We start from the raw sequence: 17,873 nt of genomic DNA, 5'->3' as shown, positions 1-17,873 counted from the left end.
TGCTGCCGCTTCGTCTGGCGCGCACCCATCGCACAATGGCCCCGGAATCATGCAGGACATTCAAGCCCCGACCACTCCCGATCACGACGAGGCGGCCTATCGCCCCCAGGCCGTGGAAGCCGCCGCGCAGCAGTACTGGAATGCGCAGCACGCGTACGAGGTGACCGAGGACGACTCCCGCCCGAAGTTCTACTGCCTGTCGATGCTGCCGTACCCGTCCGGCGCGCTGCACATGGGCCACGTGCGCAACTACACCATCGGCGACGTGATCAGCCGCTACCAGCGCATGAACGGCAAGAACGTGCTGCAGCCGATGGGCTGGGACGCGTTCGGCCTGCCGGCCGAGAATGCCGCGATCAAGAACCATACCGCGCCGGCGAAGTGGACCTACGCCAACATCGATCACATGCGCAGCCAGCTGAAATCGCTCGGCTACGCGATCGACTGGAGCCGCGAGTTCGCCACCTGCCGCCCTGACTACTACCGCTGGGAACAGCTGATGTTCACCCGCCTGCTGAAGAACGGCATGGCCTACCGCAAGAACGCGGTGGTGAACTGGGACCCGGTCGACCAGACCGTGCTGGCCAACGAGCAGGTGGTCGATGGCCGCGGCTGGCGCTCCGGCGCGGTGGTCGAGAAACGCGAGATCCCGCAGTGGTTCCTGAAGATCACCGACTACGCGCAGGAATTGCTGGACGGGCTGGACACGCTGCCGGGCTGGCCCGACGCGGTGAAGACCATGCAGCGCAACTGGCTCGGCCGCAGCGAAGGGCTGGAGATCCACTTCAAGCTCGAGGGCCACGGCGAAACGCTCAGCGTGTTCACCACCCGCCCGGACACGCTGATGGGGGTGACCTTCCTGTCGATCGCGGCGGAGCATCCGCTGGCGTTGCAGGCGGCGCAGGACAATCCACGCCTGGCCGACTTCATCGCCGAGATGAAACACGGCGGCGTTTCCGAAGCGGAACTGGAGACTCAGGAAAAGCGCGGCATGGATACCGGCCTGCGCGCGATCCATCCGGTCAGCGGCGAGCCGGTGCCGATCTGGGTCGCCAACTTCGTGCTGATGGGCTACGGCACGGGCGCGGTGATGGCAGTGCCGGCGCACGACCAGCGCGACTGGGAATTCGCGCAGAAGTACAGCCTGCCGATCCGCATGGTGATCGTCGACCCGTCGGTGATCCAGGCATTGAACGATATCGATCACGACCTGTCGCGCGGCGTCGGCGTCGATCCGATGCGAGCTGCCTTGCAGGGACGCGACACCAATGCGCAGGACATCTCGGCGCCCGTACGCGTGGTGGAGGCATTCGAACGGCGCATCCTCGAAGAGGCGGCCTGGACGCCGCGCGGCATCCTGGTCAACTCCGGCGACTATGACGGCATGGATTTCGACCAGGCGCTGGCCGCGCTGGCCGCGCGTTTCGAACGCGACGGCAGCGGATCGCGCCGGGTCAACTGGCGGCTGCGCGACTGGGGCGTCAGCCGCCAGCGCTACTGGGGTTGCCCGATCCCGGTGATCTACTGCCCGACGTGCGAAGCGGTGCCGGTGCCGGAGGATCAATTGCCGGTGGTGTTGCCCGAGGACGTCGCGTTCAGTGGCATGCAGTCGCCGATCAAGGCCGACCCCGAGTGGCGCAAGACCACCTGCCCGCAATGCGGTGGCCCGGCCGAGCGCGAAACCGATACTTTCGACACCTTCATGGAGTCGAGCTGGTACTACGCGCGCTACACCAGCCCCGGCGCGAATGCCCAGATCGACGCGCGCGCGAACTACTGGCTGCCGGTGGACCAGTACGTCGGCGGCATCGAGCACGCGATCATGCACCTGCTGTATTTCCGCCTGTATCACAAGCTGATGCGCGACGCTGGCATGGTGGGCAGCGACGAGCCGGCCAGGAATCTGCTGTGCCAGGGCATGGTGATCGCCGAGACGTTCTACCGCGAAAATGCCGATGGCTCGAAAGACTGGATCAACCCGTCCGAGGTCGAGATCCAGCGCGACGAGAGGGCACGGGTGATCGGGGCGTTGCTGAAAGCTGACGGTGAGCCGGTGCAGATCGGCGGCACCGAGAAGATGTCCAAGTCGAAGAACAACGGCATCGATCCGCAGACCATGGTGGACAAGTACGGGGCCGACACCGTGCGGTTGTTCTCGATGTTCGCCGCGCCGCCGGAGCAGTCGCTGGAGTGGAGCGAGGCGGGTGTGGAGGGCATGTCGCGCTTCCTGAAGCGGCTGTGGCGCGAAGTCGCCGCGCATGCGGCGGGTCCGGATCATGCGGTGGTGGATCCGGCGGCGCTGGATGCGGGTCAGAAGACGCTGCGCCGCCAGCTGCACGAAACGATCCAGAAGGTCGGCGACGATTTCGGCCGTCGCCATGCCTTCAACACTGCGATCGCCGCACTGATGGAGCTGCTCAACGCGCTGGGCAGGTTCAACGATGCCAGTGAGCAGGGGCGCGCCGTGCGCCATGAAGCGCTGGAGGCGATGGTGCTGCTGCTCAATCCGGTGGTGCCGCACGTCAGCCACGCGTTGTGGCAGGTGCTTGGCCACCCGCAGAGCGTGCTGGAGGATCACCCATGGCCGCTGGCCGATCCTGCCGCGCTGGTGCGCGACACGCTCACGCTGGCGGTGCAGATCAACGGCAAGTTGCGCGCTACCATCGAGCTGGCCGCCAACGCCTCGAAGGAAGAGGCCGAGGCGCTCGCCCGCGCGCAGCCGCAGGTAGTGCACTTCCTGGAAGGGCTGGCCGTGCGCAAGGTCATCGTGGTGCCCGGCAAGATCGTCAACATCGTCGCAGGATGAAATCCATGAGCTTCATGAAAGCGCGCCGCCTGTTCCACACCTCACTGCTGCTGGTCGCGACGCTGGCGCTGGGCGCATGCGGGTTCCACCTGCGCACGAACGCCGTGCTGCCGCCGCAGATGCAACGGGTGCACCTCACCGTCAACGGTGGCGGCGATCTGGAACGACGGCTGACCCGTGCGCTGGAAACTTCCGGCGTCACCGTCGAGGACGAAAGCGGCCCCGGCATCGCCGAGCTGCGCGTGCCGTCGGCGGCCTTCGGCACCGATACGCTCAGCGCCGGCGGCTACGTGCGCATCACCGAGTACGCGGTGCGCTACCACGTGCAGTTCGACGTGACCGATGCCGCCGGCAACACGCTGGTGCCGCAGCAGCGCATCGACATGTCGCGCGAATACAGCTACGACGCCAGCAATACGGTGGGCAACGCATCGCAGGTGGAAGAGATCCAGCGCAGCCTCAACGACGACATGGTGCAGGCGATCCTGTTCCGCCTGCAGGCCGCCGGCAAGCACGGGCTGGCGGTGCCCGCGGCGGCTTCCAGCACGCACTGATGCCGCTCAGTCCCGGCCAGTGGCAGAAGGCGTTGGCGGCTGACCACCTGCAGCCGGTGTACCTGTTGGCGGGCGAGCAGTTGCTGGTAATCGAGGCCGCCGACGCGTTGCGCGCACACGCGCGCAAGCTCGGTTACAGCGAACGCGAGGTGCTCGACGTCGGCCAGCATTTCGACTGGAACGATCTGGCCCGCTCCGCTGCCGGTATGTCGCTGTTCGCCACCCGCCGGTTGATCGACCTGCGCCTGCCCACCGGCCGGCCCGGCACCGAGGGCGCCAAGGCGATCAATGCGTTCTGCGCCGATCCGCCGCCGGACGTCACCTTGCTGATCACGGCGATGGAGTGGAGCAACAAGCACGACGGCGCCTGGAGCAAGAAGCTCGACGCCAGCGGCACCATGGTGGTGTTCAACTCGCCGCGCCCGGACCAATGGGGCGCCTGGATCAGTGCGCGGCTCGGCTCGCGCGGCTTGTCCGCCACGCCCGATGCGGTGGCGTTGCTGGCCGAGCGGGTCGAAGGCAACCTGCTCGCCGCCGCGCAGGAGGTCGACAAGCTCGCCGTGCTGCACGGGCAGGGACGCGTCGACGCCGCCGAGATGGAAAACCTGGTTGCCGACAGCGCGCGCTACGACGTGTTCAAGCTCACCGATGCCGCCTTCGTCGGCGACGGCGCGCGGGCGCTGCGCATCCTCGCCGGGCTGCGTTCGGAAGGCGACGAACTGCTGGCGCTGATGGGCTGGCTGATCAATCAATTGCAGCTGGCGCTGCGGCTGGCCAACGCGCACGACCTTGGCGCGCAGATCCGCGCCGAACACCTGTGGCAGGCGCGCGAGCAACTGTTCCGCCAGGCGCTGCGCCGTGCGCCGCGCGAGCACTGGCTGCAATGCCTGGCCCGCGCCTCGCGCGTCGACCGCATGGTGAAGGGCCGCGAGACCGGCAATCCCTGGCAGGAAGCCGAGCGCCTGATTGCGGCGATCGCCGAACCGCGCGCATCGAAGGCATTGGCGTGAAGCTGCCTTGTGGCGAGTGGCTGCTCCTTCTCCCCGTCGCGGAGAGGGTGGACGACAAGGCGGGTGGCTCGCGATGACGCCGCTCGGAGCACCGGACGCGCCCTCGAGGCAGCGGCCCCCCTCGGCCCGGGCCTGTCATCCCCTAGAGGAATTCCTGGCGGTCGCCCGCGGCGAAGAGGGCGTCAGGACATGAAGCTCCTCGCCATCTTCGGCGGCACCTTCGACCCCGTGCACCTGGGCCACCTCAGCGTGGCGTGGGAAGCGGCCGAGCTGCTCGATGCCGAGGTGCGCCTGTTGCCGGCCGGCATGCCTCCGCATCGTGACGCGCCGGTTGCTTCGGCGGCGCAGCGTGTGGCAATTCTGCGCGTCGCCCTGCGCGGCCAGTCGAGGCTCACGCTGGATACGCGCGAGCTGGATCGGGCAGGCCCCTCCTTTACCATCGACACCTTGCACGAGCTGCGCGCGGAGCAGGGTGAGCGCCCACTGGTGTTGCTGATCGGCGCCGATGCGTTTGCGAACCTCGCGACCTGGCATCGCTGGCGCGAATTGTTTCAGGCGGCGCATATCGGCGTACTGAGCCGGCCAGGGGCTTGCGTCGCTCTGCCGGACGAGCTGGAACGCGAAGTGGCCGGTCGACGCGTCGCCGATACGGCGAGCCTGCGCGCGCTGCCTTCGGGCAAGGTCATCGAGCTGGCCGTGACACCCCTGGAGATCTCAGCCACCCGCATCCGCGAACTGCTCGCCGCCGGACGTGATCCGCGCTACCTGCTGCCGGGCGGGCTGTTCGACGATCCCGGCTTGCTGGCTCCGTACCGCCATTGAATCGAGTTCGCGGAAGATTGGCGGCGCAGTCCTGCGGACAGACGCTGTCAGGCGGCGGCAAGTGGCTCCCCTTCCGGTGTGCCGCGGCCGAGTAAGTCTGGCAGGGGCGCGCCGTTCTCGACGAACCCGAGCGACACCGAGTTGAGGCAGTGCCGATCGCCGGTGGGTGGCGGGCCATCGGGGAAGATGTGGCCGAGATGACTGCCGCAGCGCGCGCAGACCTCTTCGACGCGGATCATGCCGTGGCTGGTATCGCGAATGCTGCGGATATGTGCCTCGTCATACGGCTGAAAAAAACTGGGCCAGCCGGTGCCCGAATCGAACTTTGCGCTGGAGCGGAACAGCGGCAGCCCGCAGAAGCGGCAGGTATAGACGCCCTTCTTGTGATTGTCCAGGAAGGCTCCGCAGAACGCCGCCTCGGTGCCGTGTTCCAGCAGCACGCGTTTCTCGTCGGCGGCAAGTCCGGCGGTGATGTCGCGGCGCTGTTCGCCGCTGGGCGGGGTGAGGTCGAACGCGGTCATGGGCGGTTCCTGGGCGGACGGGTGGGGCGCCGCTGCGTTATGGCTGGCAAGTCACGCGGGCTACCCCTTGATGGGTATTCGCAGCGCCGCTTGCAAGCGTTACCTGCCGCGTCAAGCACGGGCCTGCGGTGGCAAGTGCCGTTCCAGTCCGGCCGCGCAGCGATGGGCGGTCGTGCGAGGCGGGCTGAACCGGCCTGATCGGGGCAAGCCGGCGGCTGCCGCTGCGGTGATCCGAGGGGGACGGATCCCGGTGGGCAGTCGGGGAGCTCGGCGGTTGTTCCCCCGAATGCCGGCGGTGTATTCTGCGCGGATCAGATGTACTGGCATGGCAGCAATTGCCTTGCTTGGGGGTTGGAAGTTGTCCCGGCGTGACCCTGGATATCCCAGGTGCGCCGTCCATGGAAGATGAAGCAGGCCCGGGGGAATATATCGTGCGTATTGTTTGCTTCGCGGCAGCGTTGGCATTGGCTTTGACTGGCGGAATGGTCCGTGCGCAAGCCGCCGGCGCCGTGTCATCGGCGTCCGGCCACTCTGGAACCACCGTGGAACGCGCGTCGACGCCTCCATCGGCTGATCCCCCGACGACTGCCGCCCCACCGCCCCAAACCGCCGACAGCGTGGTGCCGCCGGTGAAAGACCGCGATGCCGAGGACGCGCAGAAGATCGCGGTGCGAGGCTTTCGGGTCACCGGTGTGGCCGACCATGCGCGATTGGGCGTGACCCCGGCGAGCATCCAGGCGCTGGCCGATGCGCAATACCAGGAGCTGGCGGGCAAGTCGGGCCAGCCGGTGAAGCTCGGCTTCGCGCAGATGCAGGGCGTGGCCGACAAGATCGTCGAGCGCTACCGCTCGGCCGGGTTCATCGTATCCAACGCGTTTCTGCCGGCGCAGACGGTGGGTAGCGACCAGATCGTCGAGATCCAGGTGCTCGAGGGCAAGATCGGCAAGATCATCGTCAAGGGCACCCGGCACTACCGGCCCGGCGTCATCTCGGCGGCATCGGAAAAGCTCAGGGGCAAGCCGCTGCTGAAAAGCGACGTGGACACGGCACTGCTGTATGCGCGCGATCTGCCCGGCGTCACCGTGTCTTCGACGTTCCAGCCCGGCGAGCACACCGGCGACACCGATCTGGTCATGGTCGCCAACGAGGCCAGGCGGCCGTACAAGTTCATGCTGGGCGGCAACAACTATGGCACCGACCTCACCGGCCAGTACCGTGCGCAGGCCGGTCTCGAATGGGACAACCCGCTGCGTATCGGCGATACCTTCAACGTCAACGTCGACTACGCGCTCGACCCGAACAACAACGTGTACGGCGCGCTGGCCTATCGCGCGCCGGTCGGCATCACCCCCGGTCTGAGCGCGGTCGTCGGCGCGTCGCGCAGCGAATTGCAGGTCAATACCGGCAGCTTCTCCGCGCTCCACGTCAAAGGCCCCAGCTCGCTCTATTACGCAGGCGCGGACTGGAAGTTCATCAACCAGGCCGACCTCAAGGCGACCGGCACGCTGCATGTGCTCAAGGAGGAGTCCAAGCTCGACAGCCTGGGCATCAGCCTGTCCGACGAGAAGTTCGACGTCGCCGAGCTGACCTACGGCATGGTCCACACCGATCGCCATTTCCAGGGCGTCGACATTCTGCAGGTCGGCGTACGCAAGTCGATCAACGACAATTCCGGCGAGCCCGACCTGATCAGCCCGCAGCACGCAAGCAATTTCCTTGTCACCAAACTCTCGTATACGCGGTTGCAGTTTCTGGGCAAGTCGCAGCGCCTCAACTTCAAGTTCATCGGCCAGTACACACGCGACGCACTGGTTCCACTCGAGCAGTTCGTGCTCGGCGGACCCGACAGCACCCGCGCCTATCCGATTGCCGACGCCTTGCGCGACAAGGGCTACTACGCCTCGCTCGAATACCATGTCGATGCGCCCGGCTTCGGAGACGTGGTGTCGCCGTTCTACGGCCGGCCGTGGCGCGAGTTGCTCGAGTTCGAAGTATTCGTCGACTACGCCAAGGGCTATTCGGCAGGCGCGAACCGGCTCATCACGCCGGATACGGCCACGCTGAGCGGCGCGGGCGCGGGCCTGATTTTCCGCCTGCCGCGATTCAACCAGTTCGCGTTCCACCTCGACGGCGCGGTGCCGCTGAGCTCGCAAGATGCGTCTGATGGCAAAGGCTTCCACATCTATTGTGGGTTCAGCTTCACGTATTGACGGATGATGACCATGAGCAAGAACGCCCGCATCAATCGCCGCAACCTGCGCCAGTCGTCGCGTACGCATGCGGAGCCTGCAATGGTCGCCTCCCTGCCGCTGCGCAAGACCTGGCCGATCAGCCTGTGCGTGGGCCTGGTCGTCGGCTCGATCGTCGTCAGCGGCGATGCGTTGGCCGGTGGACCGACCGGAGGCGTCGTGGTCGGCGGCTCGGGCACGATCACGCAAACCGGAAACAACACGGTCATCAACCAGGCATCGAGCCGGCTGGCGTTGAACTGGCAGACGTTCAACGTGGGCACCAACGAGTCGGTGCTGTTCAACCAGCCATCGCGCTCGGCGGTGGCGCTGAACCGCATCCTCGATCAGAGCCCCAGCCAGATCTTCGGCCGCATCAACTCGAACGGCCAGGTCTTCCTGATCAACACGCACGGCATCATTTTCGGCGCCACCGCGCAGATGAATGTCGGTGGCCTGCTGGCCAGCACCCTGGACCTGACGCCGAACGACTTTCTCGCCGGTCACTACAACCTCAATGCGGTCGGTCCGGCCGCCGGCATCGTCAACCACGGGCTTATCCAGGCCAGCGGCGGATCGGTCAGCCTGGTCGGTGGCAGCGTGCTCAACGAGGGGCTGATCTTCGCCAACTACGGCAAGATCAATCTCGACGGCGCCGATCACGCGACGCTCGATTTCGATGGCGACGGCCTGATCAATATCCAGATCACCGGCGAGCTCAAGCAGCGCCTGGATGCGAAGGAAGCCGCCGTCACCAACAAGGGCACCCTGCGCGCCGAGGACGGTACGGTGGTGCTGCAGGCCTCGGCGACGAAGGACCTGTTCACCAGCCTGGTCAACAACACCGGCATCGTCGACGCCAGCGGCATCAGCACCGACGGCGGCGTCGTGCGGCTGGTCGGCAACGGCGGCAATGTCGAGAACGGCGGCAGCATCAACGTATCCGGTGTGCACGGCGGCAGCGCGCTGCTGCTGTCCGATCGGAATGTTGGCGTGACCGGCGGCAGCATCGACGCATCCGGCATCCTCGGCGGCGGCAGCATCCGCGTGGGCGGCGGCTGGCAGGGTGGCGAAGGCCTGCAGACCGCTGCAGCGGCCTATGTGGCACCGGACGCCGTGCTCCGGGCCGACGCCACCCAGAAGGGGAATGGCGGTTCGGTGGTGGTGTGGGGCAACGACGCCAACAACTTCCATGGCAGCATCAGCGCGCGCGGCGGCGCACTGGGCGGCAATGGCGGACGGGTCGAGACCTCGTCGCATTACGGATTGAACGTCCATGGCGGAGTCGATGCGTCGGCGCCGCTGGGCAAGTCTGGCATCTGGCTGCTCGATCCCTACGACGTGACGATCAGCACCGGTGCGGACACCAATACCGGTACCGCACCAAACTACACGGCAAGTGGTACCGGCTCGATAGTCAATGCGGGCGGAATAGGCACGGCGTTGACCGGCGGCACCAACGTGTTCGTGTTCACCAACACGGCCGCCAACGGTTCCGAAACGGGCAACATCACGCTGAGCGCACCGATCAGCGCCACCGGTGCGGGCTCGCTCTATCTGGAAGCGGCCGGCAGCATCCTGCTCGACAGCACCATCACTGGCAAGAATACCGGAAGCCCGCTCAACGTCTTCCTGTGGGCGAACTATGGCGGCGCCGCTGCCGGCACCAGCTACACGAGCAACGCAGCCTGTGCGACTTGCCAGGTAGTCGTCGGCAACACCACCAGCGCCGGCATCACCACATTTGGCGGCAATGTCGATATCCGTACCGGCGACGGCACCCATGCCGGTGGCGGGCTGCAACTGGGCAGCAGCGGCACGATCACGGGCAGCATCAACGCGGGCACCGGCAGCCTGAGCGTGACCAGCACGGGCATCAACCAGCAAGCCACCGGGGCCAGCACCATTCTGGCCGGCGCGGCGAACCTCGATGGCGGCGCAGGTGCGATATCGCTGGCCAACACGGGCAACAATTTCAGCGGCGTGGTGAGCCTCCACAACAGCGGCAGCAACGCCGTGACGCTGGACAACGGCAGCAACGCGCTGCAGTTGGGCACGTCGTCGGTGGGCAGCGGCACGTTGACGGTGAATGCCGGCAGCATCACGCAGAACGGTGCGATCAGCCAGGCGTCGGCTGCGGCTGCGGCCAGCTTCAACGCAGCGAATGCAGTCGCGCTGAACGATGCCGGCAATGCCTTCACCGGCGCGGTGGGCCTGACCGGCAGCAACCTGAGCCTGGTGAACAACACGGCGACCGTGCTGGGGCCCACGACGGCAACCGGCACGCTGAGCGTGACCAGCAACGGCGCCCTGAGCCAGACCGGTGCGTTGAGCGCGACCGGCCTCGCCACGTTCACCCAGAACAGCACCACGGCGGGTGCCACGCAGGACATCGACCTCGGCAGCCAGAACAACAGCTTGCAGAATGGCGTGACGTTTGCCGCGGGCACCGGAGCAGCGATCAACAACCTGTCGCTGAAGAACACCGACGCGTCCCCCGGTACCCTGACCCTGCCGGCGAGCGTCGCGGGCAACCTGACACTGAACTACACCGCGGCGTCGTTGACGGCGCCGGTAGCGGGCGTGGGCGGCGCGCTGGACCTGACCGCCGCTGGTGGCATCAGGATCAGCAGCAACGTCACCACGACGGGAGCACAGGCCTATCACAGCGCGGTGACGCTGGGCGCCAACGCCACGCTGGCCACGACCAACGGCAACGTCAGTTTCGACAGCACGGTGGACAACGCCACCACCACGGCGCGCAATCTCACGGTGAGCACCGGCAGCGGCGCGGTGACGTTCGGCGGCGCGGTAGGCGGCAACGCCACCAACGGCGCGCTGGGAGCGCTCGCGGTCAACAGCACCGGCACCACCAGCTTCAACGCGGCGGTGAAGGCGGCGAGCCTGGCCACGAATGCCGGCGGCAGCACCGTGCTGGGCGGCAACGTCACCACCAGCGGCGCGCAAGCCTACAACGACGCGGTGGCACTCGGCAGCGATGTCACGCTGGCCACGACCAACAGCAGCGTGAGCTTCGGCGGCACGGTGGACAACGCCACCACCACGGCGCGCAATCTCACGGTGAGCACCGGCAGCGGCGCGGTGACGTTCGGCGGCGCGGCAGGCGGCAACGCCACCAACGGCGCGCTGGGAGCGCTCGCGGTCAACAGCACCGGCATCACCAGCTTCAACGCGGCGGTGAAGGCGGCAAGCGTGGCCACGGATGCCGGCGGTGGCACCACGCTGGGCGCCAATGTCACCACCAGCGGTGCGCAAACCTACAGCGATGCGGTGACGTTAAGCTCCAATGCGACGCTGGCTGGAACGACGGTCGGCCTGGCGGCCGTGACGGGGACCGGCAACAACCTGACAGTGACCGGCAATGCTGTGCTGTCCGGGGTAGTGTCGGGCGTGAACACCCTGCAGATCAGCGGGTCGACGAACCTCAACACCGCCAGCGTGAGCACCAGTGGTGGCCAGACCTACAACGGCGCGGTCACGCTGGGCATCGACTCGACGCTGGCAAGCAGCGGCAGCGGCGCCATCGACTTCGGTTCCACGGTCGATGGGGCCTACGCACTGACGGTAAACACTGGCGGCGCCACCGGTTTCGGCGGCGCGGTCGGCGGCACGACGGCGATGACGAGCCTGACCACGGACGCCGGCGGCAGCACCACGCTGGGCGGCAACGTCACCACCAGCGGTGCACAGGCCTACAACGACGCGGTGAAGCTGGGCGGCGATGTCACGCTGGCCACGACGAACAGCAACGTCAGCTTCGGCAGCACGGTGGACAACGCCAGCGCCACGGCACGGAAGCTGACGGTCAACGCCGGCACCGGCGCGGTGACGTTCGGCGGTGCGCTGGGCGGTGGCGCCAACGGTGCGCTGTCCGGCCTGACCACGAGCAGCGGCACGTTTACCGCGGGCGCGCTGGGTATCGGCGGTGGTCTGTCCGTGACGACGACGGCCGGTGGCATCACGCAAGGTGGCGCGTTCACGGTCGCCGGCACATCGAGCTTCAATGCGGGAGCGAACGCGATCACTCTGGCCAACGCCGGCAATGCCTTTACCGGCGCGGTGGGCCTGACCGGCAGCAACGTGAACCTGGTGAACGGTACCGCGACGGTCCTGGGTACGACGACGGCCGGCACGCTGGACGTAGGCAGCAACGGCGCCCTCAGCCAGACCGGAGCATTGACGGTGACGGGCGTGGCCACGTTCACCCAGAACAGCATCACGCCAGGAACCACGCAGGACATCAACCTGGGCAGCCAGAACAACAGCCTCCAGGGGGGAGTGACGTTTGCCGCAGGCGTCGGCGCGGGAGTCAACAACCTGTCGCTGAAGAACACGGTCGCCAGCCCCGGCACCCTGACCTTGCCGACCAACGTGGCCGGCGTCCTCACGCTGAACTACACCGATGCCGCGGCCACCCTGGCGGTGCCGCTGGCGGGTACGACATTGGGCGGGCTGGATCTGACTGCCGGCGGCGGCATCGCGATCAACGGCGACGTGAGCACCAGTGGTGCGCAGGCCTATCACAGCGCGGTGACGCTGGGTGCCGACGCGATTCTTGCCAGCTCCGGCAACGGCAACATCGCTTTCGACTCGACCGTCAACGGCGCGCACGCGCTGACAGTGAACACCGGCGGCGCCACCAGCTTCGGCGGCGCGGTCGGCGGCACGACGGCGCTGAACAGCCTGACCACGAATGCCGGCGGCAGCACCATGCTGGGTGGCAACATCACGACCAGCGGCGCGCAGATCTACAGCGACGCGGTAATGCTGGGCAACAGCGTCACGCTGACTACGGCCAACAGCAACGTCAGCTTCGGTGCCACGGTAGACAACGCCAGCGTTACGGCGAGGAGCCTTGCCGTCGATGCCGGCAATGGGGCGGTGACGTTCACTGGTGCGCTCGGCAATGGTGCCAACGGCGCGCTGAGCAGTCTGGTAACCCAGAGCGGAAGCTTCAATGCCAATGCGCTGAATATCGGCAGCGGCGGGCTTGCCGTGACCACCACGACGGGCGCCATCGCCCAGGGCGGCGCGTTCACCGTAGCGGGAACTTCCAGCTTCGACGCCGGCAACAACGCAATCACGCTGGTCGATGCGGGCAACGACTTCACCGGCGCGGTGAGCCTGAGCAACAGCGGCGCGAACGACGTGTCGATCAGGGACCTCAACGGGCTGATCCTGGGCAACGTCAATGTCGGCACCGGGGCGTTGGGCCTGCAGGCGGCGGGCATCACCCAGGCAGCCGGCACGGCCATCGTGCAGTCGATCGGTGGCGGCGCGGTAACGCTCAATGCCGGCGCGGGAGACCTGACCCTGACCAACACGGGCAACGACTTCACCGGGCCGGTCACGGCCAGCGGCCAGGCGGTACGGATCTACGATGCCACGGCGCTGGACATGGTCGGATTCACGAGCGCGTCGAACAAGGACGTGTCGCTGGTGGCCGGTGGCCAGCTTACGCTGGCACCGACGATCACCGCCATCGATACCGGCAGCGGGAATCTCACGCTGTCCTCGGGCACGAGCCTGATGACCCAGGGCAACCTCAGCGGCAACAACGTCTCGCTGACCGGCGCCAGCGGCTTGACGTTGAACAACGACATCACCGCCACGGGCACCTTGACCCTGGCAAGCACCACGGGCGGCATTTCGCAGGGAGCCGGCAACATTCTCGCCGGCGGCACCAGCAGCATCGCTGGCGGTACCGGTGCGGTAAGCCTGACTTCGGTCGGCAATGATTTCACCGGCACGGTGACGGCCAGCGGCGGCAGCATCACGCTGACCGACACGAATGCCTTGACGGCGGCGTTGACGACGGGCGGCAACGCCATCCTCACGGCGGGCGGCAATCTCGCGGTCAGCGGATCGAGCAACAACCTGACCACGAATGCCGCCGGTGCGACCAGTTTCGGCACGACGGCGGTGGGCGGCAGCCTGTCGACGACGGCCGCGGGCGCCATCAGTCAGACCGGTGCCCTCAGCGTAACGGGGACCAGCAGTCTTGCCGCGGGTGCCAACGCGATCACGCTGGCCAACGCGGGCAACGACTTCACCGGCGCGGTGGGTCTGAGCAACAGCGGCGCGAACAACGTGTCGCTCCGGGATACCAACGGACTGATCCTGGGCAACGTCAATGTCGGTACCGGGACGCTGGGCGTGCAGGCGGTGGGCATCACGCAGGCGGCGGGCACGGCCATCGTGCAGTCGGCGGCGGCAGGTGCGGCGAACTTCAACAGCGGTAGTGGCGTTCTCACGCTGGCGAACACCGGCAACGACTTCACCGGCGCGGTGAACCTGACCGGTGGCACCACGCAGATCACCGACACGAACGCGTTGACCCTGGGCACACTGGCTACGGGTGCCCTGACGGCGACCAGCACAGGCGCACTGAACCTGGGCGGCGGCACGGTTGGCGGCAACCTGGCGGCGACGGCCGCGGGCGCCATCAGTCAGACCGGTGCCCTCAGCGTGACGGGGACCAGCAGTTTTGCCGCGGGTGCCAACGCGATCACGCTGGCCAACGCGGGCAACGACTTCACCGGCGCGGTGGGTCTGAGCAACAGCGGCGCGAACAACGTGTCGCTCCGGGACGCCAATGGCCTGATCCTGGGCAACGTCAATGTCGGCACGGGGACGCTGGGCGTGCAGGCGGTGGGCATCACGCAGGCGGCGGGCACGGCCATCGTGCAGTCGGCGGCGGCAGGTGCGGCGAACTTCAACAGCGGTAGTGGCGCTCTCACGCTGGCGAACACCGGCAACGACTTCACCGCTGCAGTGAACCTGACCGGTGGCACCACGCAGATCACCGATGCGAACGCGCTGACCCTGGGCACACTGGGCACCGGCGCCCTGACGGCGGTGAGCCACGGCGCACTGAACCTGGGCGGCGGCGCGGTTGGCGGCAACCTGGCGGCGACCAGCAACAACGGCGCGATCAGCCAGACCGGTGCGCTGGCCGTGACCGGCAGCAGCACGATCAACGCCGGCAGCGGCACGATCACGTTGACGAACGCCGGCAACAACTTCGTCGGTACGGTGAACCTGGCCGGTGGCACCACGCAGGTCACCGATGCGAACGCGCTGACCCTGGGCACACTGGGCACCGGCGCCCTGACGGCGGTCAGCCACGGCGCACTGAGCCTGGGTAGCGGCACGGTCACCGGCAACCTGATTGCCACCAGCAACAACGGCACGATTGGCCAGGCCGGTGCCTTGCACGTGACCGGCAGCAGCACGATCAACGCGGGCAGCGCGGCGATCGCGCTGACCAACGCCAATAACGACTTCGGCAGCGCGGTGACGGCCACCGGCTCCGGCGTGCAGATCACCGACGCCAACAATCTTGCCATTGCCGGGTTGGCCAATGGCGCCAATGGCACGGTGAGCCTGATTGCCGGCGGAGTACTGACTTTGCCGGCTGGTGCCATCGATACCGGTACCGCGAATCTGACGCTGGTATCCAACGGCGGGTCGTTGACCACGCCGGGTACATTGAGCGGCGCCAACGTGTCCCTGACCGGGCACGGCGGCGTGACGTTGAACAGCAATGTGACTGCCGCAGGGACGCTGAACCTGGTGAGCGGCGCAGCCATCAGTCAGGGTGCAGGCATCATCACGGCCGGCACGTTGACGGGCAGTTCGGTGGGCAACACGACGCTCAACCGGGCCAACAAGATCGGTACGCTGGGCAGCTTCAGTGCGGCAAACTTCAGCCTGACCAACGCGCAGGCATTGACGGTGAACGGTCCGTTGACGACGACCGGCAACGCGGGGGATATCGACCTGGAGACGACCGGCGGCGCGTTGGTCGTCAACGCGGACCTTGCCGGCGATACCGTTGCGCTGACTTCGGCCGGCAATCTGGCGTTGTCGAAGAATCTCCGGGGCTCCACGGTGGCGCTGGTTTCCGCGGGCAGCATCAGCCAGGGCGGAGGCGTCGTCACGGCGGGTACGCTGAGCGGCAGTGCCGTGGGCAGTACGACGCTGAACCAGGCGAACAAGGTGGCGGCGCTGGGCGCGTTCAGCAGCACGGGCTTCAGCTTCACCAACGGCCAGGCATTGACGGTGAACGGCCCGCTCAACGGCGGCGGCAGCACCGCGCTGACGACGACCGCGGGCAACCTGGCCATCAATGGCGCGGTCAGCGGCACCACGACGACGCTGACATCCGCCGGCGCCATCAGTGAAGGCGCAACGGGCAGCATCACCGCCGCCACGCTGACCGGTCAGTCGAACGGTGCGACCGTGCTGAACGGAGCCAACCATATTGGTGCGCTGGGCAGCTTCAACGCAGCGAACTTCGCCTTGACCAATGCACAGGCATTGACGGTAAGCGGTCCGCTCAACGGCGGCGCCAGCACCGCGCTGACGACGACCGCGGGCAACCTGGCCGTCAATGGCACGGTCAGTGGCGCCACGACGACACTGAAGTCGGCCGGCACGATCAGTGAGGGCGCGGGTGGCAGCATTGTCGCCGGCACCCTGGCCGGCCAGTCGAGCGGTGCGACGACGCTGAACGGGACGAACCATGTCGGCGCGCTGGGCAATTTCAGCGCGGCGAACTTCGCCCTGACCAATGCGCAGGCGTTGACGGTAAGCGGCCCGGTCAACGGCGGCGCCAGCACCACGCTGACGACGACTGCGGGCGATCTGGCGATCAACGGCGCGGTAAGCGGCACGACCACCACGCTCCATTCCGCAGCCGCCATCACCGAAGGCGCCGGCGGCAGCATCACGGCGAATCTGCTGACCGGCCATTCGATCGGCAACGCCACGCTGGATGGCAACAACCACATCGACACGCTGGGCAGCTTCACTTCCGACTTCAGCCTGACCAACGCCCAGACATTGACGGTGGTGGGGCCGCTCGATGGCGGTCCCAGCGTGGCGCTGACCACGACCGCCGGTGACCTGGTGGTCAATGGCACGATCAGCGGCGCCACGACGACGTTGAAGTCGGCCGGTACGATCAGTCAGGGCGCAGCCGGCAGCATCACCGCAAGCACCCTTACTGGCCAATCGGGTGGTGCAACCACGCTGAACGGGTCCAACCATATCGGTACGCTGGGCAACTTCACGGCGGCGGGCTTCGCCCTGACCAATGCCCAGGCATTGACGGTGGACGGTCCGGTCGCTGGCGGATCGAGCACCATGCTCGCAACGACCGCCGGCAACCTGGCAATCAATGGCGCAGTAAGTGGCGCGCAGACCACGCTGAACTCGGCCGGTGCGATCAGCGAGGGTTCCGGCGGCGTGATCACCGCGGCCACGTTGAGCGGAAGCGCAGCGGGTGGAACCACGCTGGGCAGCGCAACCCATCGCGTCAGCAACATGGTCGATACCCTCGGCAACTTCTCGTCGCCGGCCGGCTTCAGCATGACCAACAGCAAGACGCTGACGCTGGCGTCGGTGGCCGGCAGCGCGTTCACGGTGAATGCCGGCACTTCGGCCTTCTACCTTTCCGTCACCAATGGCGACCTGTTCCAGCTGGGCACCACGCCGGTCTACGACGGGATGGGCGTGTGGGGTTCCACTGGCCGCATAGGCTCCGCGTCCGCGCCGATCTATGTGGTGGGCACCGGCCTGCAGACGATTGCCAACGTCGGCATGCCACCTGCGTACTTCTATGCGATCGACAGCAGTGGCAACCTGCTGCCGCTGGGCGGCGGCCTGGCGGTGAACGTGCCGACCGCGTCGGGCGCTGGCGGTGCCCAGAACGGCAATCACGGCGACTCCTACATCGATCCCAGCGTGATCACGGCCAACTATCGTTCGTACGGCATCGTGCCTTCGGGCGTGCGCCTGCCGGCGGATCAGCAGAGTGGTTGCGATCCCGACCAGCCCGACCAGACCGGTTGCCAGGAGGGCACCGTGGGCATGGTGGGCATGATGTTGAACATGCGCCGATGAAG

The 17,873-nt window shown here is 67.1% G+C and carries 7 protein-coding genes; 6 read left to right on the top strand and 1 reads right to left on the bottom strand.

Annotated features, from left to right (window positions below; translation table 11 throughout):
* Window positions 1-49 precede the first annotated feature (49 nt).
* The 4 genes from leuS to nadD all read left to right on the top strand — a co-directional run bounded on the left by leuS (window position 50) and on the right by nadD (window position 5,192).
* Window positions 50-2,806 carry a leucine--tRNA ligase gene (leuS, locus tag ACFPME_RS03725; protein ID WP_377302148.1) on the top strand — a complete coding sequence of 919 codons (2,757 nt, stop codon included), beginning with the start codon at window positions 50-52 and terminating at the stop codon, window positions 2,804-2,806.
* A gap of 5 nt (window positions 2,807-2,811) precedes the next feature.
* Entirely contained in the window at window positions 2,812-3,360 is a 549-nt protein-coding gene (locus ACFPME_RS03720) for an LPS-assembly lipoprotein LptE (protein WP_377302146.1), read from the top strand.
* Window positions 3,360-4,370 (top strand): DNA polymerase III subunit delta, encoded by a 1,011-nt coding sequence (gene holA, locus ACFPME_RS03715; protein ID WP_377302144.1) that lies wholly within the window; start codon window positions 3,360-3,362, stop codon window positions 4,368-4,370. Before ACFPME_RS03720 ends, holA begins: the two co-directional genes overlap by 1 nt.
* A 189-nt stretch (window positions 4,371-4,559) precedes the next feature.
* Window positions 4,560-5,192 (top strand): nicotinate-nucleotide adenylyltransferase, encoded by a 633-nt coding sequence (gene nadD, locus ACFPME_RS03710; RefSeq protein WP_377302142.1) that lies wholly within the window; start codon window positions 4,560-4,562, stop codon window positions 5,190-5,192.
* Between the two features lie 47 nt (window positions 5,193-5,239).
* Here nadD and msrB read toward each other — a convergent pair whose 3' ends face one another.
* Window positions 5,240-5,713, bottom strand: coding sequence for a peptide-methionine (R)-S-oxide reductase MsrB (gene msrB, locus ACFPME_RS03705; RefSeq protein ID WP_377302140.1), 474 nt, complete (start codon window positions 5,711-5,713; stop codon window positions 5,240-5,242).
* 620 nt (window positions 5,714-6,333) lie between these two features.
* Here msrB and ACFPME_RS03700 point away from each other — a divergent pair.
* Together ACFPME_RS03700 and ACFPME_RS03695 are read left to right on the top strand one after the other, a co-directional pair.
* The gene (locus ACFPME_RS03700) at window positions 6,334-7,923 is read left to right on the top strand and encodes a ShlB/FhaC/HecB family hemolysin secretion/activation protein (RefSeq protein WP_377302847.1); all 1,590 of its coding nucleotides are present in this window, start codon (window positions 6,334-6,336) and stop codon (window positions 7,921-7,923) included.
* Window positions 7,924-7,935: 12 nt separating this feature from the next.
* Entirely contained in the window at window positions 7,936-17,871 is a 9,936-nt protein-coding gene (locus tag ACFPME_RS03695; RefSeq protein ID WP_377302138.1) for a filamentous hemagglutinin N-terminal domain-containing protein, read from the top strand.
* The last annotated feature ends 2 nt before the right edge of the window (window positions 17,872-17,873 follow it).

The organism is Rhodanobacter umsongensis (assembly GCF_042654965.1).
GTDB classification, from domain to species: domain Bacteria; phylum Pseudomonadota; class Gammaproteobacteria; order Xanthomonadales; family Rhodanobacteraceae; genus Rhodanobacter; species Rhodanobacter umsongensis.
This window is presented reverse-complemented; position numbering and strand designations above follow the sequence as displayed.

Excerpts from the sequence above, each read along its gene's own strand:
- ACFPME_RS03720 (WP_377302146.1), top strand. The coding sequence starts at position 2,812 with ATGAGCTTCATGAAAGCGCGCCGCCTGTTCCACACCTCACTGCTGCTG.
- holA (WP_377302144.1), top strand. The coding sequence starts at position 3,360 with ATGCCGCTCAGTCCCGGCCAGTGGCAGAAGGCGTTGGCGGCTGACCAC.
- msrB (WP_377302140.1), bottom strand. The coding sequence starts at position 5,713 with ATGACCGCGTTCGACCTCACCCCGCCCAGCGGCGAACAGCGCCGCGAC.
- nadD (WP_377302142.1), top strand. The coding sequence starts at position 4,560 with ATGAAGCTCCTCGCCATCTTCGGCGGCACCTTCGACCCCGTGCACCTG.
- ACFPME_RS03695 (WP_377302138.1), top strand. The coding sequence starts at position 7,936 with ATGAGCAAGAACGCCCGCATCAATCGCCGCAACCTGCGCCAGTCGTCG.
- leuS (WP_377302148.1), top strand. The coding sequence starts at position 50 with ATGCAGGACATTCAAGCCCCGACCACTCCCGATCACGACGAGGCGGCC.